The organism is Granulicella sp. 5B5 (assembly GCF_014083945.1).
In the GTDB taxonomy this organism is placed as follows: domain Bacteria; phylum Acidobacteriota; class Terriglobia; order Terriglobales; family Acidobacteriaceae; genus Granulicella.
Genome location: NZ_CP046444.1, coordinates 2784811 through 2807238, shown reverse-complemented (window position 1 = coordinate 2807238; position 22428 = coordinate 2784811). Strand labels below are relative to the sequence as shown.

Annotated in this window: 19 protein-coding genes; 12 read left to right on the top strand and 7 right to left on the bottom strand. The window is 63.4% G+C overall.

The window, feature by feature from the left end:
• Positions 1-2: 2 nt before the first annotated feature.
• Entirely contained in the window at positions 3-2138 is a 2136-nt protein-coding gene (locus tag GOB94_RS11890; RefSeq protein ID WP_182276119.1) for a helicase C-terminal domain-containing protein, read from the bottom strand.
• A 156-nt stretch (positions 2139-2294) separates the two neighbouring features.
• Between GOB94_RS11890 and der the strand changes: the two genes are divergently transcribed.
• Positions 2295-4208 (top strand): ribosome biogenesis GTPase Der, encoded by a 1914-nt coding sequence (gene der, locus GOB94_RS11885; RefSeq protein WP_182276118.1) that lies wholly within the window; start codon positions 2295-2297, stop codon positions 4206-4208.
• 393 nt (positions 4209-4601) lie between these two features.
• On the opposite strand, the gene GOB94_RS11880 is transcribed toward der, so the two are convergent.
• The 5 genes from GOB94_RS11880 to GOB94_RS11860 form a co-directional block, all read right to left on the bottom strand.
• The gene (locus GOB94_RS11880; RefSeq protein WP_182276117.1) at positions 4602-5675 is read right to left on the bottom strand and encodes a hypothetical protein; all 1074 of its coding nucleotides are present in this window, start codon (positions 5673-5675) and stop codon (positions 4602-4604) included.
• 339 nt (positions 5676-6014) lie between these two features.
• Entirely contained in the window at positions 6015-7169 is a 1155-nt protein-coding gene (locus tag GOB94_RS11875) for a cellulase family glycosylhydrolase (RefSeq protein WP_182276116.1), read from the bottom strand.
• A gap of 67 nt (positions 7170-7236) precedes the next feature.
• Positions 7237-8670 (bottom strand): methylenetetrahydrofolate--tRNA-(uracil(54)-C(5))-methyltransferase (FADH(2)-oxidizing) TrmFO, encoded by a 1434-nt coding sequence (trmFO, locus tag GOB94_RS11870; RefSeq protein ID WP_182276115.1) that lies wholly within the window; start codon positions 8668-8670, stop codon positions 7237-7239.
• Between the two features lie 98 nt (positions 8671-8768).
• The gene (locus tag GOB94_RS11865) at positions 8769-9305 is read right to left on the bottom strand and encodes a GNAT family N-acetyltransferase (RefSeq protein ID WP_182276114.1); all 537 of its coding nucleotides are present in this window, start codon (positions 9303-9305) and stop codon (positions 8769-8771) included.
• A 193-nt stretch (positions 9306-9498) separates the two neighbouring features.
• Positions 9499-10158 carry a hypothetical protein gene (locus GOB94_RS11860; RefSeq protein WP_182276113.1) on the bottom strand — a complete coding sequence of 220 codons (660 nt, stop codon included), beginning with the start codon at positions 10156-10158 and terminating at the stop codon, positions 9499-9501.
• A 108-nt stretch (positions 10159-10266) separates the two neighbouring features.
• Between GOB94_RS11860 and GOB94_RS11855 the strand changes: the two genes are divergently transcribed.
• From GOB94_RS11855 to GOB94_RS11805, 11 genes are all read left to right on the top strand, one after another.
• On the top strand, positions 10267-11751 hold the full coding sequence (locus GOB94_RS11855) for a 3-deoxy-D-manno-octulosonic acid transferase (protein WP_182278601.1): 1485 nt from the start codon (positions 10267-10269) through the stop codon (positions 11749-11751).
• Between the two features lie 3 nt (positions 11752-11754).
• Positions 11755-12765, top strand: coding sequence for a tetraacyldisaccharide 4'-kinase (gene lpxK / locus GOB94_RS11850; RefSeq protein WP_182276112.1), 1011 nt, complete (start codon positions 11755-11757; stop codon positions 12763-12765).
• Between the two features lie 37 nt (positions 12766-12802).
• Positions 12803-13807, top strand: a complete 1005-nt coding sequence (locus GOB94_RS11845; protein WP_182276111.1) for a glycosyltransferase family 9 protein — start codon at positions 12803-12805, stop codon at positions 13805-13807.
• A 29-nt stretch (positions 13808-13836) separates the two neighbouring features.
• On the top strand, positions 13837-14445 hold the full coding sequence (locus GOB94_RS11840; RefSeq protein ID WP_182276110.1) for an isoprenylcysteine carboxylmethyltransferase family protein: 609 nt from the start codon (positions 13837-13839) through the stop codon (positions 14443-14445).
• Between the two features lie 160 nt (positions 14446-14605).
• Complete coding sequence (locus GOB94_RS11835) at positions 14606-15421, top strand: DUF3108 domain-containing protein (RefSeq protein ID WP_182276109.1); 816 nt, start codon at positions 14606-14608, stop codon at positions 15419-15421.
• A gap of 27 nt (positions 15422-15448) precedes the next feature.
• Positions 15449-15730 carry a DUF2007 domain-containing protein gene (locus GOB94_RS11830; RefSeq protein WP_182276108.1) on the top strand — a complete coding sequence of 94 codons (282 nt, stop codon included), beginning with the start codon at positions 15449-15451 and terminating at the stop codon, positions 15728-15730.
• A 132-nt stretch (positions 15731-15862) separates the two neighbouring features.
• On the top strand, positions 15863-17044 hold the full coding sequence (locus GOB94_RS11825) for a carboxypeptidase-like regulatory domain-containing protein (RefSeq protein WP_182276107.1): 1182 nt from the start codon (positions 15863-15865) through the stop codon (positions 17042-17044).
• A 291-nt stretch (positions 17045-17335) separates the two neighbouring features.
• On the top strand, positions 17336-18814 hold the full coding sequence (locus GOB94_RS11820; RefSeq protein WP_255483885.1) for a molybdopterin molybdotransferase MoeA: 1479 nt from the start codon (positions 17336-17338) through the stop codon (positions 18812-18814).
• 181 nt (positions 18815-18995) lie between these two features.
• On the top strand, positions 18996-19235 hold the full coding sequence (locus GOB94_RS11815) for a hypothetical protein (protein WP_182276106.1): 240 nt from the start codon (positions 18996-18998) through the stop codon (positions 19233-19235).
• Positions 19232-19711 carry a cyclic pyranopterin monophosphate synthase MoaC gene (gene moaC, locus GOB94_RS11810; RefSeq protein ID WP_182276105.1) on the top strand — a complete coding sequence of 160 codons (480 nt, stop codon included), beginning with the start codon at positions 19232-19234 and terminating at the stop codon, positions 19709-19711. The genes GOB94_RS11815 and moaC overlap by 4 nt, the downstream gene beginning before the upstream one ends.
• A gap of 329 nt (positions 19712-20040) precedes the next feature.
• Positions 20041-21237: a glycoside hydrolase family 27 protein gene (locus tag GOB94_RS11805; protein ID WP_182276104.1), complete on the top strand. Its 1197-nt coding sequence runs from the start codon at positions 20041-20043 to the stop codon at positions 21235-21237.
• Between the two features lie 202 nt (positions 21238-21439).
• Here the strand turns inward: GOB94_RS11805 and egtD are convergent, their stop codons facing one another.
• The gene (gene egtD / locus GOB94_RS11800; RefSeq protein ID WP_255483884.1) at positions 21440-22414 is read right to left on the bottom strand and encodes an L-histidine N(alpha)-methyltransferase; all 975 of its coding nucleotides are present in this window, start codon (positions 22412-22414) and stop codon (positions 21440-21442) included.
• Between the last annotated feature and the right edge of the window lie 14 nt (positions 22415-22428).

Sequence of the window (22428 nt, the reverse complement as noted above, 5' to 3'; positions counted from 1 at the left end):
GATTAGGTTTCGAAGAAGCGTTCGACTTCGGCGATGTCGTCGGTGCGGCGATAGGGCGGGAGGGATTCGAGGAAGGTTTTGCCGTAGCGGGTGGTGCGGATGCGAGGGTCGAGGAGCATGAGGACTCCGCGGTCGGAGAGCGAGCGGATGAGGCGGCCGAAGCCCTGCTTCAACGCGATGACCGCCTGAGGGACCTGAAGGTCGTTGAAGGCGTTGCCGCCGGCGGCGGCGATGGCTTCGGTGCGGGCGCGCATGATGGGGTCGGAGGGGACGGCGAAGGGGAGCTTGTCGATGATGACGCAACTGAGCTGCTCGCCCTGAACATCGATTCCCTGCCAGAAGGACGAGGTGCCGAAGAGGACGGCATTGGGGGTTTCGCGGAACTGTTGCAGCAGGACGTGGCGTGGGGCGCTGCCCTGCATGAGCAGCGGATACGGGAGCTGCGACAGGAGGCGGTCGTGGAGCTCGCGCATCTGGGCGTGCGAGGTGAAGAGGCAGAAGGCGCGGCCTCGGGTGATTTCGAGGACGCGGCGGATCTTTTCGGTGGCTTGCGGGAGGAAGTCTGGATGCCTTGGCTCAGGCATCGTTGCGGGTAAGTAGAGCAGCGCTTGTCTGGGGTAATCGAAAAGGCTGGGAACGACGAGGGTTTTGGGGAATGGAACGCCGAGGCGCTTGGTGAGGTGGTCGAAGCTGGGCTCGGCGTTGGGGCCGGCTACGGTGAGCGTGGCGGAGGTGAGGATGACGCTGGGGTAGGTGGCGAAGAGGGTGTCGGCGAGGAGTTGGGAGACGTCGATAGGGGTGGCTTGCAGGTGGGTGGAGAAGGACTGTGGTGGGTCAAACGCAGGTCTCTCCACTCCGCTGCGCTCCGGTCGAGATGACACATCTGTGGGGGTGCCGATCTGAGTGAGAGGAGAGAGTGTCGATGGGCCGCGATTGTTGCGGGCGGTGGTGCGGAGGCCACTGGTGGCGCGGCGTTCGATCCAGAAGACGGTGTTGGGGTCGGTGGATTCGAGGAGGAACTTGAGGTGGTTGCGGATGTCGGCGGCGCGCTTGCGGAGGCCGGGGGCTTCGTCGACGTCGCGGAGATGGTCTAGCTCGGATTCGAGGCGCTGGAGCGCGTTGGAGGCGGCGATGTAGGCGTCGCCGCGGGCTTCGAGGAAGTCCTGGCGGTCGATGAACTCGAGGCGGCCGAGGTGCGAGGGGCCGACGGGGAGTGAACCGAAGAACATGCGTGAGCGTTCGCGGAGGCTGTTGGTGGCGGACTCGATGGCGGCGGTGCTCACTTTCTTCGCGCGGAGGAGCATCTCCGTGTCGCGGGCAAGCTCGTCGAAGCGGGCGTTGGAGAGCGCGATGCCGAAGTACTGGCTGGCGACGTCTTCGAGCTCGTGGGCCTCGTCGAAGATGACCGCAGCGGCTTCGGGGAGGATGCCTGCGTCGGGGGCTCCGGCGGCCTGCTGCTTGATGTTGAGGTCGGCGAAGAAGAGGTGGTGGTTGACGATGACGATCTCGGACTCCATCGCCTTGCGGCGCATGGAGGTGATGTAGCACTGCTCCCAGTCGGGGCAGGACTGGCCGAGGCAGACTTCGGAGCGGGCGTCGAGCTTGTGCCAGAGCGCGGAGGACTCGGGCAGGTCGGCGATCTCGGCGCGGTCACCGGTGGCGGTCTTCTTTTCCCAGTTGAGGATGCTGTGGAAGTGGGAGATCTCATCGAGGCCGTGGAGGAGCGGGTTGTCGCGCAGGGCGAAAAGTTTGTGCTTGCAAACGTAGTTGGCCCGGCCCTTCATGTAGCAGACGCGCAAGGGGCCGAGGAGGGATTCGAGGAAGGGGATGTCCTTGAAGTAGAGCTGTTCCTGTAGATTCTTCGTTCCTGTGGAGATGATGATGCGCTGGTTATTTTCGCGGGCGCGGCGGAGGGCGGGCAGGAGGTAGGCGAGGGTTTTGCCGGTGCCGGTGCCGGCTTCGACGATGAGGTGGCGGCGGTCGGCGAAGGCCTGCTCGATGGTGCGGGCCATGAGGTACTGGCCGGGGCGCTGCTCAAAGGCGAGGGAGGATTTGGCGAGGATGCCGCCGGGAGAGAAGAAGTCGTGGAGCGTGGGCAGGCGCTGGATGGCTTCTTCGGATTGGACGGCTGGCGGCATCGGCTAAGTAGATGATAGTCGCCGTTTCTTCGCCGTGTAGGGAACTCCTGGAAAGACAACGCCAAGGCGCGAAGGATGCCAAGATGCCGCCAAGAAATCATGGAGGACAAAGGTTCTTATAATGAAGGTTGCGCCGCGGCGCGGGAGATAGCGACCATGGCACCAAAGAAAGAGAAGAAGCGGTTAGGCAAGAAGCATCGGCAGGCGAGTACGCGGCCGAAGCTAGGACGGAGTGCGCCGAAGGGGGGCGCGGTGACGGGGGCTGTGTCTCCGAAGAAGCGCAAGGAGCTGGCGGCGAAGAAGGCTGCCGCGCTGGTCGAGGCGAAGAAGCCGACGAAGAGTCCGGACCGCGAACGGAAGATTGTCATTCGGGACCGAGGTGAGGCGGGAAGCCGCGGCCACGGAAGCGAGACTGCAGGTCTCTCCGCTGCGGGGCAGAAACGCGCCTCCGGTCGAGATGACAAAGCTGAGGAGATCCATGAAGAGCGGGCGTGGCGCGAGGCGGAGCTGCTGGCGGTCCGGCAGGCTCTGTTTGCAGAGCGCATGGAAGAGGCCCGCGACCGGCGTGAGACGACCCGGCTGCCGCTGGTGGCGATCTGTGGGCGGCCGAATGTGGGCAAGTCGACGCTGTTCAACCGGTTGACGGAGACGCGACGGTCGATTGTGGGCGATGAGCCGGGGATTACACGCGACCGCATCTATGGCGAGGTGGAGTGGGCCGGGCGCGACGTTCGGCTGGTGGATACGGGTGGTGTGATTCCCGATGATGAGGCGCTGATTCCGGCGGAGATCTTCCGGCAGGCGAAGGTGGGGCTGGAAGAGGCGGACGCGATCATCATGGTGGTGGATGGGCGGACGGAGTTGGCAGCGCCGGATGTGGAGCTGGCGCGGTTGTTGCTGCGTGGCGGCAAGCCGGTGTTTCTGGCTGTGAACAAGATGGACTCGCCCGAGATGTTTGCGGCGGCGGAGAACTTCCGGCGGCTGGGTTTCAAGAATGTTTGTCCGATTTCAGCGGAGCATGGGGTCGGGATTGGCGATCTGCTGGATGACGTTTGGGCGGCGCTGCCGCCGGAGTTTGTGGCCGAAGAGCCTGACGAGGTGATGGAAGGCTTCGACGAAGAGTTTGAAGAGGACATGGACGGCGGCGGCGATCCGCTGCCGGGGGCGCAGGATGGCGACGAGGCGGCTGCGCCGGGGCGCAGACTGCGGTCCCATGGCGAGCACATCTCGCGCGAGACGAAGATCGCGATCATCGGGCGGCCAAATGTGGGCAAGAGCACTCTGCTGAATGCTCTGACCGGCACCGACCGCGCAATTGTGTCGCCGATTGCAGGGACGACGCGCGATGCTGTCGACGAGGTCGTCGAGCGCGATGGGCATAAGTTCCGGTTCATCGATACGGCTGGCATCCGGCGCAAGGGCAAGACGAAGCTGATGGCTGAGAAGCTGTCGGTGATTATGTCGAGGAAGCATCTGGAGGCGGCAGACGTTTCGTTGCTGGTGATCGATGCGACCGAAGGCGTTGCGGCTGCGGATGCGAATATCGGCGGCTATGCGCATGAGAGCGGACGCAGCGTGATCATCGTGGTGAACAAGTGGGACCTGATGACTGAGGTGGACGCCGAAGGACGGCGCGTATTCGATGGCGGGCCGCCTGCGGACAAGAAGCTGTACGAACAGCAGGTAAGGGACTCGCTGAAGTACCTGGATTATGCACCGCTGCTGTTTGTGAGCGCGGCTGAGTCGAAGGGCATTGGCGAGGTGTTCAAGAAGGTGGAGCTGGTGAGCCGTGAGCGACGCAAGCGCGTTTCCACGGGCGCGATGAACCGGTTCCTGGACAAGATCGACTTCCAGCGCGCGAGCGTGCCGATGAACAGGCGCGTGAAGATCTATTACATGACGCAGGCTGCGGTGGCTCCGCCGACGTTTGTGCTGTTCACGGACCGCGATGTGAAGCTGCACTTCAGCTATGAGCGGTTCCTGGCGAATGAGATCCGGGACACGTTCAAGTTCATCGGGTCGCCGATCTGGTTCAAGGTGAAGGCGCGGAACAAGAAGAAAGCCGAGTAGCGGGATACCCCTCCCCCTCCCTATGTAGCGGAGCTATCCAGCGGAATCAGTCACTTACGGGGTGATCCCCGGGGTAAGTGGCTGATTCTGTATATAGTTGCGGGTATGATATGGGAAACAAAAGGGTTATCTGGCCTGGCGCAAACATCAGGATTTGAGCTATCAGCTCTGAGCTGCGAGATTCTTCCCTACTTTCAGTGTAGCCGACTGGAACGGGAAATTTGTTTTTCTTTTTGGGAGCCTTAGTGGTTTGGTTTGTTGGGGTTGCGGGCGTGTGGGGGTGATGAGGGCTTGACGCGGGTACGCTCCCGCCTTTGGCGCTTGCTGCTGGGAAGAGCCTCCCGCCAAGTGCGCGAAGTGAGCCAAGTTTCGCCACGGGTGCGTCGACTGTACTTAGCTGGGGTTGGGTGGGGCGTAGGGTGGGTAGGGCTGCGGGTAGGACGGTGCGGGGATAGGCAGCGTGGCCTGGTATTGGTCGAGATACTCGCCGAGGCGGGGGTAACGGCCGCCGAGGAAGTAGAGCGAGTAGGTCTTGAGGAAGCTGCGGACGTAGCCCAGCGTCATGATCGCGGCACAGACGAAGACGGTGAGGAAGGCGATGGCGAGGACGACCCAGCCGGTGATCATGACAGCTTTGCCAATGACGCCGCCGCTGTGCAAGGCCATCCAGAGGATGCCGCCGCCGACGCCGATGGGGATGAGAGCGATGACGGCGCCGATGGCCAGGCCAATCTCTGCGACCAGGGTGAAGGCGAAGGAGAGGACCATGCGCAGGAGCAGGTAGAGGATGAACTGGCCGGGTTCGGCGCGGACGAGCGAGAGGACGCGTTGCACTGTCTCTGTGATGGAGGTGTCTTCGAGCGCGATGGAGGGCAGGCCGAAGTCCGAGAGCCAGACCCAGATGGCCGCGATGACGAGCGCACCGAGGGCAATGGCGAAGATGGACAAGGCCATGGCCGGGACGAAGATGCTGAGGTTGGGGTGGACGCCGTTGGACGCATCGAAGACGTTTCTGAAGAGGTAGATGCCGGCGGGCACAAGGATGGGCGCCATGCAGAGGAGAGCCGCCAGCATGAAGAGCAGCTTGAGGCCGATCCAGCGCCAGGTGACGGAGCCGTAACGCGCCCAGATGGGGCCGATGGTGGTGCGGCGGGTGAGAAGGACCTCAAAGAGGACGAACTGGAGGCGCGAGCCGAGGTAGAGCAGCGCGATGCCGATGACCAGGGCAAGGAGGCTGATGCCAATGATGACGGAGAGCATGGCGGCGGCGAAGAGAGGACTTACAGAGGGCAGATGGGAGACGCCGTGGTTGGGCGGCAGGCCGGTGCTGAAGCCTCCGCCGAGGCCGGCGAAGATGGCGACGGCGCCGATTTTGAGGAGCAGGCTCCAGCTGCGTGGGGCAAGCAGAAGGGTGCTGGTGTGGTTCCATGCCGGGGAGATGGCGTCGGTGGCTGAAAGTGGCCGCATGTGGGCCTCCTGAGACTTCGGACACGATCTGTCTAACAGATCGTTATGTCGAAGAGTACGCCAAAACCCAGGAAAAAGTTCAATCTGGCGAGCGAGCTATACCGCTGGCGGCGGTGGAGTGTACGGCGGATACGGGTTGGGATAGAGCGGCGAAAAGCGTTCACGCAGAGGGCGCAGTGTAGAAGCGCGCAGAGGACACAGAGGAAAACAGACAACAGCAACTACAAATACAGGGGTTTCTCCGCTCCGCACCGCGATAAGGCGCGATGCTCCGGTCGAAATGACAAACTCTTTGGGTAGCAAGAGTTTTTGCGAAAGCCGGAGCACCCGGAGTGGTGGTTAGTTAGTGGGGGTGGTGGGTGGGGTGCCGCGGCCGGTGAGGCGGCGGATGAGGTCGGCTTCTGCCTGGCGGTAGGGTGTGCCGTTGGGGTGGAAGACGTCGTGGAACCAAATGGGCGGCTGCTCGAGGACGTAGGGGCGCTGCCAGGAGTCCCAGGGAAGGTTGGTTTGGGTTTTGCCGTTGACGAGTCCCCAGTTGATGGCGGCGACGTGGAGGCGCTTGGCGACGGGGAGCGTGCCGTCGAAGGTGGAGCCTGCGCCGCGGGCCATGTACTCGGAGCAGAGGATGGGGCGGTGGAGGGGTTCGAGCTCGTGGACGCGGGCGGCGAAGTCCTCGGGCCAGCCGTAGTTGTGGAAGGTGATGATGTCGGATTCGCGGAGCTGGATCTTGACGATGGGGTCTTCCTTCGCGGGGTCGTGCCAGTCGCCCTGCCAGAGCGGGGTGGTGAGCGGCTGCGACGGGTGCGCGGAGCGGGCCCAGGCGAAGACCTGCGGGAGGAGCTCAGCGATCCGGTCGAACTTGGCCTTTACGGCGGCGGGGGAGCGGGAGTTGTCGCCGCCGCCGTCGTTGTCGGGCTCGTTCCAGAGGTCCCAGCCGAGGACGCGGGGGTCGTTGGCGAAGGCGGAGACGACGCCGATGACGTAGGCCTTGAGCTGCGGCTCCACGGAGCGGTCGAGCAGGCGCGGGATGCCGGGACTTTGCACCCAGCCGGAGTTATGCACGCCAGGGATGGGCGGGTGCTGCGGGCCGAGCTTGGGGTTGGGGTCCCAGCAGGAGTCGAAGAGGACGAAGAGGATTTTGATGTGGTGTTTCGCGGCGATCGAGAGGAAGGTGTTGAGGCGCTGCTTGAAGCCGTCGGGGTCCTGCTGCCAGAGCTGGTCCTGCAGGAAGACGCGCATGACGTTCATGCCGATGCCTTCGGCGTAGCCGAGCTCGCGGTCGTTGATGGCGGGGTCGAAGGTGGTGGCCTGGAACATCTCGAGCTGGTTGATGGCGTTCGACGGTATGTAGTTGGCGCCGACGAGCCACGGCTGCTGGGCGTACCAGTCGTTGGCTTTTTGCTCGGACCAGCGTTGGGCGGATGCGGTGAGGGTAAGGGCGAAGAGGCACATCGACGCGAAGAGGCGGCGGGAGAGTGAGGCGAAGATGTTCATGTAGAAACTCCGGTGTAAACGGTAACATTAAGCGGCGGTGATTGACTGCCGATTGCGCAGAAAGCTGTCAGAGCCTGCTGTCGTTGAGCCATGTGTCCCAGGCTTCGAGGGCTCGTTCGCACTGGATGCGGTGGCGCTCTTTTTTGTCGCGGATCTTTTTGCGGAGATCTTCCTCTAGCGGCACCAGCAGGTCGAAGGTGATGTTGGCGGGTTGGAAGTGTTTCGTTTCGGCGTGGGTGATGTAGTGGGTGAGGGAGCCGTTGGCGGTGAGGCGTGGGGCTGGTGTCGGCTGCTCGCCGCGGGCCAGGGCTGCGGCGTAGCGTCCGGCTAAGAGGCCGCTGGCGATGGACTCCGTGTAACCTTCGACGCCGGAGAGCTGGCCGGCGATGAGGATCGACAGGTGCTGCTTGAGTTGCAAGGTTTCGGTGAGCAGCGAGGGCGCGTGGATGTAGGTGTTGCGGTGGACCTGTCCGTAGCGGAGGAAGGTGGCGTTCTCCAGACCGGGGATCATGCGGAGGATGCGGGCCTGCTCGCCGTACTTGAGGGAGTTTTGGAAGCCGACGAGGTTGTAGCTGTCGGCGCGGAGTGTCTCTTGCCGTAGTTGCACGCAGGCGTAGGGCCAGCGGCCGGTCTTGGGGTCGGTGAGGCCGGCGGGCTTCATGGGGCCGAAGCGGAGCGTGTCGCGGCCGCGGCGGGCGATCTCTTCGATGGGGAGACAGCCTTCGAAGTATTGGGGGGGCTTGGTGGTTGCCGTGACAGGGCCAGACGCAGGTCTCTCCACTTCGCTGCGCTCCGGTCGAGATGACACATCCGTGGCGGGGTGCTCTGCGGTGGGGATTTGTTCCCAGGATTTGTGCTGGATTTTTTCGGCGGCGGCGAGGGCGTCGATGAAGGCTTCGTACTCGGGCTTGGTGAAGGGGCAGTTGATGTAGTCGGCGGTGCCTTTGTCCCAGCGGGCGGCGAAGTAGACCTTGTCCATGTCGATGGTGGCGGCGTCGACGATGGGGGAGATGCTGTCGTAGAAGGCTAGCTGTTCGGTGCCGGTGAGGCGCTGGAGCTCCTGCGCGAGTGGGCTGCTGGTGAGCGGGCCGGAGGCCAAGATGGTGATGGTGTTGGGATCGTTCTCGTTGAGATGGGTGATTTCTTCGCGGCGGACTTCGATGTTTGGGTGCTGCACGATGAGGGCGGCGACGCGCTCGGAGAAGAGGGCGCGGTCGACGGCGAGGGCGTGGCCGGCGGGGACGGAGGTGGCGTCGGCGGCTTGCAGGAGGAAGCTGTTGGCGCGGCGCATCTCCTGCTTGAGGAGCCAGGGGGCGGAGTTTTCGGATTCTGACTTGAGGGAGTTGGAGCAGACGAGCTCGGCGAAGTCGGAGGTCTGGTGGGCTTCGGTGGAGCGCAGGGGGCGCATCTCCGAGAGGATGACCTGGCAGCCGAGGGAGGCGGCCTGGAGAGCGGCTTCGGGGCCGGCGAGACCTCCGCCGATGATGTGGATTTTCTTCATAGTGAGTAAACAGTAGAAAGAGCAATGACAACAGCAAAAGCGCTCACGCAAAGGACGCGAAGAAAAGCGAGGAGTTGCGCCACGATGGTGGCGGCGGGTTAGGTGGTAGTGGAGGCGGCGAGGGTGGTGAGGGCGTTGCCGGTGATGCGCATGCCTAGCCACTCGGACTTCATGACGGCGCCGATGCGGTGGTAGAAGTCGATGGAGGGCTGGTTCCAGTCGAGGATGGACCACTCGAGACGGCCGCAGCCCTGCTCGAGGGCGATGGCGGCGACGCGGGCTAGCAGGGCTCGGCCGAGGCCGGAGCCGCGGTGCTCGGGGGAGACGTAGAGGTCTTCGAGGTAGAGGCCGTGGTGGCCGAGCCAGGTGCTGTAGCTGGCGAAGTAGAGAGCGAAGCCGACGGGGGTGGCGGAGCCTTCAGCCACGTCATCCTTGTGCTCGGCGATGAGGCAGTCGAAGCGGCGTGGTGATGAGAGTGGTGTGATGCCGTCGGGGGCGAGGCAGAAGCCGTCGCGGAGGAGGTCGGCTTCGGTGGCGATGGCGGAATCGGGTTCGCGCTCGTAGAGGGCGAGGTCGCGGATGAAGCGGAGGATGGTGGGGACGTCGGCGGGCGTGGCGGGGCGGATGGTGGTCATCGTCTGCTTACAGTGTAGTGGGTGGGTGGCTTTGAGGGTACGCTCGCGCCTGCGGCGCTTGCTGCGGCAAAAGCGTTCACGCAGAGGGCGCAAAGTAGAAGCCCGCAGAGGACGCAGAGGAAAACAAGCAACGGCAAAGGCAAACGCAACAACAACGACAAACGCAGATTCCCTGCGGGAATGACAGGCAAAACTACTTCGTCGCGGTGGGTTGTTCGGTGGGGTGGAGGGGGATTTCGAAGGATTCGAGGTAGTCGCCGCCCTGGAAGCGGACCTTGCGGAGTTCGAGGGTGGCGTGGGCGAGGGCGGGCCGGTCGAGGCCCTGGATGTCGTAGTAGAGGTAGCCCGCGACGGTGGTGTGGGGCTGGACGGTGGTGGTCTGGAAGCCGAAGTCGTCGTCGTCCTGAGTGATTTTTTTGTCGACGTTCTGTTTGCCGGTGGTGATGGGGATCGGGATGCCGAGCGGCAGAGGGATCTTTTTGCCGGTGGCGGACTTGAGGGTGAACATGCGGCGTTGGAGGTCGTCGAGGGTGGCGGCGGGGATGTTGTCGTTGGCGGCGGAGATGAAGTGGATGCGGGCGTCGTCGAGGGTGAGGGGGTTGTTGGAGTCGTTGGTGACGATGACGCGGATGGGGAGCATGTCGTGGGAGTAGTAGTCGAGGCGGGTGTTGGGGCGGGTCTCTTTGGTGTCGCCGGGCTCGGCGGCGATGGTGACGTGGTCGTTCGTCTGGTGCATGGGGTAGGTTTCGGCAGGCTGCGGGGGGGCAGGGTGACGGGCTTTTTCGGCGTGGGCAGCGAGAGGGAGGAAGATGGCAAGCAGGAGATAAGCGGCGGGGTGACGCATGGTTTCCATTATCCTCTGAGGAGGTCCCTCCGGGGCTAAAGCCCCCGCAATCTTTGGAGTGGCTGATGGACGGGCTGAAGCCCGTCCCCTTCAAAGCGAAGAGGTGCTTGTTTGGCGATGTTGCTTTATAGCGCGGTGCTGCTGGTGGGGCTGGTGATCGCTTCGCCGTGGTGGCTGCTGCGGATGGTGACGACGGAGCGGTATCGCGAGGGGCTGGGGCAGCGGCTGGGGCGCGTGCCTGTTTTGTTGCGAGAGGCAGTGCGCGGACGGCAGGTGGTTTGGGTCCATGCGGTGAGTGTGGGTGAGGTGCTGGCGGCGACTCGACTGGTGGCGGAGTTGGAGGCGGCGCTGGGTGACGGGTGGGTCGTGGTGGTTTCTACGACGACTCGGACGGGGCAGGCGCTGGCGCGGGTGCGGTTTGGGGCTGCGCGGGTGTTTTATTATCCGCTGGACTTTGCGTGGGCGGTGCGGGCGTATCTCAAGGCGCTAGAGCCCGCCATGCTGGTGCTGATGGAGAGCGAGCTTTGGCCTCGGATGCTGCATGAGTGCCGGAAGTCTGGTGTGCCGGTTGCTGTGGTGAATGCCCGGGTGAGCGACCGGTCGTTTGCTCGCGGGATGCGGGTGCGGAAGGTTTGGGGGCGGGCGCTGCGGGGGGTGTCGTTGTGGCTGGCGCAGAGTGAGGAGGATGCGCGGCGGCTGGTGGCGATGGGGGTGACGCCGGGGAGTGTGGTGGTCAGCGGGAATTTGAAGTTTGATGTGCGGGCGGCGAGGGAGAGCCGGGTTGCGGCGCTGATCAAGGAAGCTGCGGCAGGGCGGCCTGTTGTCGTAGCTGGCAGCACTTTAGATCGCACGAAGGAGTCCACCCTCAGCGAGGAAGAGATCGTTATTCAAGCGTGGGAGGGTTCGCTGCGGTGCGAGATGGATGCTCTGTTGGTGATTGCGCCGCGCCATCCAGAGCGATTTGGCGAGGTAGAGGCGATAGCGATGGAATTCACCTTGCAACGGGTGAGCTCATGGATACTTCAAGGTGGTGAAACGCATACCTCGGGGGCTAAAGCCCCCTTTTCCAGCGAGGCTATGAGACCCGAGGCTGAAGCCTCGGGGTACCTGAGCGTGCCGGGTTCCAGCGCCGGGACGCAATCATCGTTCCACCCCACTTATGACGATGAAGCCGTCATGAATGGGGCACCCAGTGTGTCGGATATGTCGGAACTGGTTGAGGTGATTGTTCTAGATACGATTGGGGACCTTGCGGCTGTGTATGGGGTGGCGGATGTGGCGTTTGTGGGAGGAAGTCTGGTGGATCGCGGAGGGCATAATCCGCTGGAGCCGGCACAGTTTGGGGTGCCGGTGGTGATGGGGCCTCATTTTCAGAATTTTCGTAGTATTGTGGCGGCGATGCAGGCGGCTGATGGAATCAGGATTGTGTCCGATACAGTAGAGCTAAGGAATACCCTCAACGAACTGCTCCGGGACCGGGCGCTGGCAGAGGCGATCGGTGAGCGGGGGCGTAGGGTGTTTGAGGCGCAGCAGGGGGCCACGGGCAGGACGGTGGCTGCGCTGATGGCTATGTGTGTAAAAGGCAGGGTACGAGGAGAGTAAGCAGTGAGCGCACGCAGACCCTGGGCCTGGCCATTCGTACCGATCTACGTTGCGGTGATCTCGATGAAGTCGTGGATGCGGCGCGTGGGGCTGCTGAGCACGCGGCGGCTGCGGTGGCCGGTGGTGAGTGTGGGGGCGATCTCGGCTGGGGGCTCGGGCAAGACGCCGGTGGTGATTGCACTGGCGAAGCTGCTGAAGGACCGGGGGTGGGAGGTGAATGTGCTCTCGCGCGGATATCGGCGCAAGGGGTCGGATATGGAGCGGGTGGACCTGAATGCCATCGACGCTGCCGAACGCTATGGCGATGAGCCGGTGGTGATCGCTCGCGAGGCGCAGGTGCCGGTGTGGGTGGGCAGCAACCGGTATGAGTGCGGGCAGCGGGCGCAGGACTCCGCCGACCTGGCGTGGCATGGGCTGCTGCTGCTGGATGACGGGTTTCAGCACAGGCAGCTGGCGCGGACGCTGGACCTGGTGCTGGTGACGAGCGAAGACCTGCAGGACTCGATGCTGCCGGCTGGGAACCTGCGCGAGGGGCTGGAGGCGCTGTCGCGGGCGGACGCGGTGATTGTGCGCGAGGACGAGTTTGAGGTGGCCGGCAAGTCGGCCTGGGAGCTGGTGAGAACTGGGACCCCGGTGTGGACGGTGCGGCGGAAGCTGGTGTTCCCTGCTCCGAAGAAGACGCTGGGGGCGGGGCTGCGGCCGCTGGCATTCTGCGGGATCGCGAGGCCGGAGAGCTTCCAGACAATGCTGCTGAATGAAGGCTGCGGGGTGGTGAAAACGCTTGCGTTCGACGACCACCATCTCTATACGATGGGAGACATCGACATACTGCTGAAGCAGGCAGATGAGGAGCGTGCGACGGGGTTTGCGACTACCGACAAGGACGCCGTAAAGCTGACCGCCGAGATGCGAGCACGGCTGGAGACAGTAGGACCGGTGATGGTGGTGACGCTGGAAGTTGAGTTTGTGAACACGTATGAGGTGATGCGGGCGGTGGAGGCGCGTATCACGTAGGGCAGACGAGTAGACAGTAGAGAGATAGTGTAGGGATATGGCACGGTTGTTGATTGTTCGCGTCGGGGCGATGGGAGACGTGCTGCATGCACTGCCAGCGGCCGCGGCACTGCGAAGAGTGCGACCGGACTGGGAGATCGACTGGGTGGTGGATGAGCGCTGGCAGCCGTTGCTGACAGCGGAGATTCCGGGGCCGGTGGTTCGGGTGTCGTTTACGGTGCCGGTGAGGGCCTGGAAGAGCGCGCCGCTGTCGCGGGAGACGGTGCGGTCGTTTCTTGAGTTTCGCAAGCTACGCGGACACTATGACATGGTGGTGGATATGCAGGGGACGCTGCGTGCCGCGGCTATTGGCCGGCTGGCGGGCGGCGGGACGCTGGCGGGGTATGAAGATCCTAGAGAGGGGTTGGCCGGGACGCTGTATGGGCAGAGCTTTCTGCGGCAGGGCGAGCATGTGGTGCAGCAGGGCGCCGCTCTGCTGGGAGCAGTGAGCAGTGTTCAGCTGGAGCCGGTGGCGGCGGAGATTCCGCGGACGGAGTGGGCAGAACACTGGGCCGAGGAGCTAATAGGCAACAGCAGCGTGTGTGTGCTGACGCCTCGGGCTGGATGGGTGACCAAGCAGTGGCCGGTGGAGCGGTTCGGTGAACTGGCGCAGCGGCTGCGCGCGATGGGGTATCGCTGCGTGGTGAACAAGCCGAACAAGGACGATGAGTTGGCCGAGGCCGTCGTTGCTGCCAGTGATGGCGCGGCGGAGCCGGTGGTCTGCAACGTGGCTGGGCTGATCGCACTGGTGCGGCGGGCGAAGCTGCTGGTGGGTGGCGACTCCGGACCGATGCATTTGGCGGCGATGCTGGGCGTGCCGGTGGTGGCGTTGTTTGGGCCGACGAACCCGCTGCGCAATGGGCCGTGGGGGCCGGGGCCGAAGGCGGTGCTGCGCGATGCGAGCTCGCAGAACACGTATAGGCGGACCGGCGAGGTCGATCCGGGGCTGGCGAAGGTGACGGTCGAGCAGGTGGCGGCAGCCGTGGCGGGGCTGGAAGCGTAAAGCGGCCAGGAGTTTGAGAGAATAGCCGAATGGGTTCCGGTTCGGCATCGTCACAGACAGGCAAGAGCCGCTGGCAGAAGATCGCACGGCGGATACGGGTTCCACTGGGGTTTGTGGTGGCGGCGGTGTTTCTGGTGTTTGCGCGGCCGACGTGGCCGACGCTGGCGTGGAGCCTGCCACTGGTTCTGGCGGGGTTGTGGCTGCGAGGATACGCAGCGGGTTATGTGAAGAAGAATGCCGAGCTGACCCGGACGGGGCCTTATGCCTATACGCGGAACCCGCTGTACCTGGGGTCGATGGGGATTGCGTTTGGGTTTGCGGTGGCTGCGGGGTCGATCAGCGAGGCTCGGTGGTGGCTGGGGGCGGTGCTGGTGGTGATGTTCCTGGCGATCTATGTGCCGACGATCTTGTCAGAGGAGGCGTTTCTGCGCGGGGCGTTTCCGGGCTTCGATGCGTATGCGGCGAAGGTGCCGAGGTTGCTGCCGAGGCTGACGCCGGCACGGTTTGCGGATGTGGAGGGCGGCGGGCGGTTCTCGGCGGAGCGGTACCAGCACCATCGCGAGTACAATGCCAGCATGGGAGCTGCGGCGATCTACGTGGCCCTGATGCTGCGAATGCTGCTGGCAGCGCATCGCTGAAAAATCTGATTCAAAAGCAGTTATGGTATTTGTGTCGCGTTTCGACTAGAGGGCCGGAAGCAAAGCCGCGAGTTGATACGTCCAAAACTTTAGAGCAGCGGCCAGCCGGCCCTGCCAGCGCCCCCTGGGAGATGTCGATTTGAAGGCTGGGATCGGGACGATGAGAGCGGCCTTCGTTGTGGCGGCGATAGGTTGGGTGTTTGCGGCTGGCGCGCAGGCCCAGTTTCTGAGCAATCCGCTGGCGCCGAAGCACCCGGCGGAGCCAGCCAGGCCGATCCCGGTACTGCAACCGCCGACGGCAGGGTTTGAGTATCCGCAGCATGAGACGCTGACGTATACGGTGGACTGGCGGGTGTTTCAGGCTGGGCTGGCGGTTTTCCATCTGGAACAGACGGTGCCGGGGACGCTGAAGATCTCGGCGACGGCGGACACGGTGGGCGCAGTGAATATGCTGTTCCCGGTGGTGGACCGGTTTCAGTCGGGCATGGATACGAAGACGGGCTGCTCGACGGGATTCAACAAGCAGCTGCAGGAGGGGCGGCGGAAGATTGCCAGCGACCTCTCGTTCGACTACGAGCATGGCAAGCAGACGCAGTATGAGCGGAACCTGGTGAAGGGTACGGCGACGCGCAAGGAGGCGAACATTCCGGCATGCGTGACGGACTCGCTGGCGGCGATCTTCTATACGCAGTCGCAGCCGATGGCGGTGGGGCAGACGATGTATTTTCCGCTGGCGGACTCGATGCGCACAGTGACGGTGGGCATGAAGGCTGAAGACCGGGAAGAGATCAAGACACCCGCAGGGACGTTTGCGACCATCAAAGTACAAGCGACGGCGGATGAGGGCATCGTGAAGAACCGAGGCGCAATCTGGGTGTGGTACACAGACGATGCGCGCCATCTGCCCGTGCAGATGCAAGCGAAGCTGTTCTGGGGCACGATCACGTTCCACCTGCAGTCGGTGGAGTTCAAGTAAAGGCACGACGGACGGAAGCGAGGCAGCATGAGCCATACCGAGGGGCAGAGCATGAAAGAGCACGAGGGCGAGTTTGTAACGGTGGCTACGTTTCCTGAACCGATGGAAGCAAGCGTGGCACGGAGTGCGCTGGAGGCCGCAGGGATTGAGGTGTATCTGCGTGGCGAGACAGCGAACAGCATGGTTCCGGTGGCCTTTGCCGCCGAGTTGCAGGTGCGCACGGAGGACGAGGCGGCTGCACGCGAGGTGTTGCAGTCAGCCGAGGACTATGAAGAGCCCGCGGAAGACGCGGGCAAGACGGAAGCGTGAGATTGGACCGCTTGACCGCCAGATTGCGGAACAGCTCGCAACAGCGGCGCGGCACAGAGTTGAAACAGGCAGTGGAATCCATGTAAGTTTGACGTTGCTGAGGCGAGGAACCCCCTCGAAAGGACAAAGACGATGTTGAAGCGCACAATGATTGCTGCGGTCGCTATGCTGGCGGTCGTGTTTACGGCACCGGTGAAGGCGCAAGCGCCGGCACCGGCCAGCGTACATGGCCATGTGAACGACCCCGCCGGGGCTGCGATGGCCGGCGCGCAGGTGAAGTTCACCACAGACAAGACGGCCGCTGCCAAAGACCGGAAGTATCCGTACTCGTTCGATACGGATGCGAACGGCAACTACAAGGGCACGGGGATTGCGCCGGGCGACTACCTGGTGCAGGTGTTCAAGGGCAGCGTTGCGGCCGACTACCAGACGGTGACGCTGAAGGCGGGCGACGACAAGACGCTGGACTTCGACATGACTCGCGAAGAGTACATGAAGGCGCTGACCCCGGAAGAGCGCGAGAAGATTGAGGAGTTCAAGAAGAAGAACTCCGCGGCCGTGGACGCAAACAAGGTGATCGCGCAACTGAATGCGACGCTGAAGCAGACCCGTGCGGACCTGGCGGCGGCGGCGCATACGAAGGGCGACGTGAGCACGGACGTGACCGCGATGAAGCAGGCCACCGACGCGAAGCCGGACCAGAGCATTCTGTGGGTGACCTATGGCGATACGCTGCTGGCGCAGGGTGACCACCTGGCGGCGGCGGACAAGGCGGCAGGCAAGCCGGCGCTGTCCGACGACGACGTGCTGAAGGCGTACGGCGATGCGGTGACGGCGTACCAGAAGGGGATCGACCTGGACAGCAAGTCTGCGAAGCCGGTCCCGGAGCAGATTGGCGCGGCGTACAACCAGATGGGCACGGCGCTGTCACGCTCGGGCAAGGTGTCGGACGCAGCGGCTGCGTTTGAGAATGCGGTGAAGGCAGAGCCGACCAAGGCCGGGATGTACTACAAGAACGAGGCCGTGGTGCTGTTCAACAGCCAGCAGAGCGATGGCGCTCTGGCGGCGGCGGACAAGGCGATTGCGGCGGACCCGAACAGCCCGGACCCGTACTGGATCAAGGGCCAGATCCTGATCGCGAAGTCGACCTTCGACCAGAAGACGCAGAAGCTGACGGCGCCTCCGGGATGCGTGGAGGCGTACGACAAGTTCCTGGAGCTGGCGCCGGATGATCCGAAGGCGCCGGGTGTGCGCGAGGTGCTGACGAGCCTGGGCCAGACGATCGATACGAAGTACAGGAAAGGCCGGAAGTAGAAGCGATAGCTTGAGATAGCGAAAGCCCCGGTTCGGTTGAGCCGGGGCTTTTTCGTGGGCTGAGGGAGGGGGCCTCCCCCCCGGATACTTTTCGATTTAAGGTCTTGAAAGCGGGCGGGTTGAGGGCGGACTTGTGGAGGTCTGATCCCTCGGTTGCTTTCCTGTGCTGGTTGGGGTTTTGGAATGGGGCTATCCTTAGTTTAGCAAGCGAGGCAGCGTAATTTGTTGCGGGATATCCTGCATGAATTGTTAGAGTTACGCCCGTTGCGGGCTTGACAGGAGTGGACGGCGATGGCGGAGCGGGTGCTGGAGTTTGCTGAGGCGTTGGGGGTGGTGCTGGGCGAGGCGGCTGGGGTGGGGGCTCCGCGGGCGGTGGAGACGGTGGAGCTGCTGGAGGCTGCTGGGCGGGTGCTGGCCGAAGCCGTGGTGGCGGACCGGGACCAGCCGCCGTTCGATCGGTCGACTCGGGATGGGTTTGCGGTAAGAGCGGCGGATATTGGGAGACCGCTGCGAGTGGTTGGGCAGGTGCGGGCCGGGGAGCGGTGGAGTGGGGCGGCTCTGAAGGCGGGTGAGGCGGTGGAGATTATGACGGGGGCTCCGATGCCGGAGGGCGCGGATGCGGTGGTGATGGTGGAGCATACGTCCGTGGCCGATAGCGTGCTGCGGGTGGAGGCGGGGCGGTCTTTGAAGGCTGGTGAGAATGTGGTGCCGCGGGGGGCGGAGGCGCGGGTGGGTGCTTCCCTGCTGCCGGTGGGGCGCGTGATGGGGGCGGCGGAGATTGCTGTCGCGGCGAGTTGTGGGTGCTCGAAGGTGAGCGTGTTTGCGCGGCCGAAGGTGGCGATTGTGGCTACGGGGGATGAGCTAGTCGAGCTGGGAGCGAGGCATACCCCCGGGGCTAAAGCCCCTTCTTGTTCTGGAGAAACTATGAGACCCGACCCTGAAGGGTCGGGGTACCTAGCAGCCAGAGGTGATACAACTTCTTCGTCTGGGGAGCCTATCAGACCCGAGGCTAAAGGGTCGGGGTACCCGATTGTGGCGAGTACGGATGTGGAGGCGCTGCCGTCATCCGCGTCCCACCTTAGCTCGACGATGAAGCTGTCGAGCGAAGATGGGGCACCCGGCGGTTTGCGAGAGTTTGAGATTTACAACTCGAACAGCTATGCGGTGGCGGCGCTGGTGCGGGGTGAGGGTGGAGTGGCGGCGCGGCTGGCGATTGCGCGGGACTCGTTTGCGGAGCTGAAGGAGCGCGTGGAGCGCGGGATGCAGAGCGACCTGCTGGTGCTGTCGGGTGGGGTGTCGATGGGCAAGTATGACCTGGTGGAGCAGGTGCTGGCGGAGCTGGGCGCGGAGTTTCTGTTTACCGGGGCGAAGATCCAGCCGGGCAAGCCGGTGGTGTTTGGGCGGCTGCCGACGTTCGATCCGCAGAGGCCGTGGGTTTATTTTTTTGGGCTGCCGGGGAACCCGGTGTCGACGCAGGTTTGCTTTGCGTTGTTTGTGGCTCCGATGCTGCGGGCGCTGGCGGGACGGAAGGAGGTTGCGCCGGTGTTTGTGGAGGCTCGGCTGGGCGAGGAGGTGAAGGGTGGGGCTAAGGTGACACGGTTTTTGCCGGCGGAGTTAGTCGGTGCGTGGGATGGCGTGACGGTGCGGGTGGTGGTGTGGCAGGGATCGGGGGATGTCGCGGCGAATGCGCGGGGGAACTGTTATTGCGTGCTGCCGGTGGGGGTGGAGAGCTTTGCGGAGGGAGATGTGGTACGGGTGCTGCTGCGGTAGACGCGCTCGCTTCGCTCGCGCTAGAAGCAGGTTCCTCGCTGCGCTCGGAATGGAAAGAAAGAAAGGCAAAAGCAAAAACAACGGCAACGGCAACGGCAAAAGCAAGAGCCAAGACGAACGCAATGGGCACGATGTTTAAACGCGATGTACGCGATGGAAGTGCTGCGGTAGGATCGATTTCGTGAGCAAACGCCGGGACAGTCTTTTTCTTCGCAGCGGCCTGATGATTGGCTTTGGAGCAGGCCTATGTGTAGGTCTGCTTCTTGTGATCTTTTCCCTCAGCATCCTGCTGCACCATATGTTTATTGTTGGCGTTCAGTGGACCGCTCCGGGGCTGCTTATTCTGCTGATTCTTCTTCCAGTGCTGTTCATCATGACGGGTATCGTTCTTTATCAACGAGCGCGTGGGGTGGAGGCATGAGCGGGAAACTTTCTCATTTTGATGAGAGCGGGCAGGCGCACATGGTGGATGTGGGCGCGAAGGTGGCTACTCGGCGGGAAGCTGTGGCTGGGGCGTTTGTTGAGCTGAATGAGGCTGTGCTGGCGGCGTTGCCGCAGAATCCTAAGGGGAATCCGCTGGAGGTGGCGCGGTTTGCGGGAATTCAGGCGGCGAAGCGGACCAGTGAGCTGATCCCGATGTGTCATCCGCTGGCGTTGAGCTTTGTGGATGTGCAGGCGACGGTGGTGGCTGGGGGTGTCGAGATTACGGCGACTGCTGCGACGGTGGCTGGGACCGGGGTGGAGATGGAGGCGATGACGGCGGCGGCTGTCGCGGCGCTGACGGTGTACGACATGACCAAGGCGCTGGATAAAGGGATACGGATTCGCGAGGTGGTGCTGCTGAGTAAGACCGGGGGGAAGAGTGGGGAGTATCGGAGAGCAGACAGTAGACAGTAGAGAAAAGCGCGGGGAGTTGGCGGTTTTGGTGATGCAAGCAAATACAGGGGTCTCTCCGCTCCCGCTGGTCGGTCGAGATGACGGGGTTTGTGGGTGGTGCGAGCAAGACGCAGGTCTCTCCGCTGCGCATCGCGATGAGACTGCGATGCTTCGGTCGAGATGACACATTCTGGGTGGGGGGAGGCAGCCGGGATCGGGCGTGGGTCGAAAAGGGATGATCGGTTTGGGGCGGCTTTGGGAGCGCCGGGGTTCTTTGGCTTCGCTCCGAATGACGACAGGTGATATGCTGGCTGCTCTGGAAAATGTAAGCGGTTACTTAGGAGCGAAAGATGCGGATGCGTTGGATAGCGGCGTTGGCGGTGTGTGCGTTGGGATGTGGGGTTGGCTTGGCCCAGGGGGCTGCTTCGACTGGGTTGGCGATGACTCCGCCGATGGGGTGGAACAGCTGGAACCACTTTGCGGGTAAGGTGACCGAGCAGGATGTGAAGAACGCCGCGGATGCGCTGGTTTCAAGCGGCATGCGCGATGCGGGCTATGTATATGTGAACGTGGACGACACATGGCAGGGCACGCGGGATGCGCAGGGCGTGTTGCATGCCAATGACAAGTTTCCGGACATGAAGGCGCTGGGGGATTACATCCACTCGAAGGGGCTGAAGTTCGGGATTTATTCGTCGCCGGGACCACATACTTGTGCTCGGTATGAGGGCAGCTATGGGCATGAGCAGCAGGATGCCGACCTGTATGCGAGCTGGGGTGTGGATTATCTGAAGTACGATCTGTGTTCGTACCGGGAGCTGATGTCGGCGGGCGCGGCGGACCACCCGAACGATCCGGACTATGCCAACAAGATGATGAAAGCGGCCTATGTGAAGATGCACGAGGCGCTGGAGAAGACGGGCCGTCCGATTGTGTTCAGCCTTTGCCAGTATGGCTGGGACGATGTGTGGACGTGGGGAGCGAGTGTAGGCGGGAACCTGTGGCGGACGACAGGGGACATCAAGGACAACTACGACAGCATGTCGAAGATTGGTTTTGGGCAGGCAGGGCTGGCGAAGTATGCGGGGCCGGGGCACTGGAACGATCCGGACATGCTGGAGGTGGGCAATGGGCATATGTCGGCCGATGAGTACAGGACGCATATGAGCCTGTGGGCGCTGCTGGCGGCTCCGCTGCTGGCGGGGAATGATTTGAGCAAGATGCCGGATGAGACGAAGTCGATTTTGATGAACAAGGGCGTGATTGCGGTTGACCAGGACAGGCTGGGCAGGCAGGGCGACCGGGTGAGTCAGAACGGTTTGCTGGAAGTGTGGTCAAAGCCGCTGAGTGGTGGGGCGGTCGCGGTGGGGTTGTTCAACCGGGGGACTAGCCCGGCGGAGATGAGTGTGAAGCTGAGCGATGTAGGGATGTCGAGCGCCGGGAAGATTACTGATCTTTGGAGTGGGAAGATGGTGAAGGCCAAGGACGGCGAGGTGAAAGCGAGTGTGCCGGTGCATGGCGTGGTGCTGCTGCGGGTGGAGCCGTAAGGGGGAAAAGGCGTTTCCCGCGAAGTGCGCCAAGTGAGCGAAGTTTCGCCACGGCCGAGGTGGGTTCCCGCCAGGTTTGTGGCGGCAAGAAAGCAGGTTCCTCGCTTTGCTCGGAATGACAGAAAGAAAAGCAAGTGCAACAACAAAAGCGAAGGCAACGGCGAGGCTTTGGGGCCTCGCCGTTGTTGTTTCCAGAGGCTGTCTAGATTGCGGTGGCGAGGGTGACGGCGAAGGTGTGGGCCGGGTCGGTGAAGGTGCGGGTGGGAGTGAAGTGGGCGTCGGTGAGGAGCGCTGTGCGGGCGGCGGTGGTGAACTTGTAGCTGTTTTCGGTGTGGATGGTCTCTTGGGCGGCAAAGTCGATGGACTTCCCTGCTATGTGGACGGTCTGCGGGATGAGGCTTTCGAGGTGCATCTCGATGCGGCTTTCGCTGGCGTTCCAGCGGGCGCGGTGGGCGAAGCTGTCGAGTGAGAAGTTGGCGGCGAGCTCGCGGTTGAGGCGGTGGAGGATGTTCTTGTTGAAGGCGGCGGTGGTGCCGGAGGCATCGTCGTAGGCGGCGAGGAGTGTGGCTACGGTTTTGTGCGCGGATGGTGCGAGGTCGGTGCCGAGGAGGAGGGCGTCGCCGGGGGCGAGATGGTGGCGGAGGTTGCAGAGGATGGAGCGGGCCTCCGAGGGTGAGAAGTTGCCGATGCTGGAGCCGATGTAGAGTGCGAGGACGCGGTGGTGCGGGGGGCGGATGATGCTGTAGCGCTCGGTGATGTAGTTGGCGACCTGGGGGACGACGGTGACGCCGGGGATGTGGAGTGCGATGCCGGCGGCGGCTTCGTCGAGTGCCGAGGGGCTGATGTCGATGGGCTGATAGAGGACGTTGGGCTGCGCGTCGGCGGCGGCGCGGAGGAGGATGCCGGTCTTGGCGGCGGAGCCCGCGCCGAGCTCGGCGAGGGTGATGTCGGCGCCGAGGGCGGTTACGATCTCTTCGGCGTGGGTGGTGAAGAGGGCGCGCTCGGTGCGGGTGAGGTAGTACTCAGGCAGCGCGGTGATCTGCTCGAAGAGGGCGGAGCCGATGTCGTCATAGAAGAGCCAGGGTGGGAGAGACTTCTGGCCCTGGACGTTGAAGCCGGTGAGAGCAGCGGAGAGGACGGCGTCGTTCAGCGTAGGGAGGGTGGTGGCAACGGTCACGAAGAGGTCCTCGG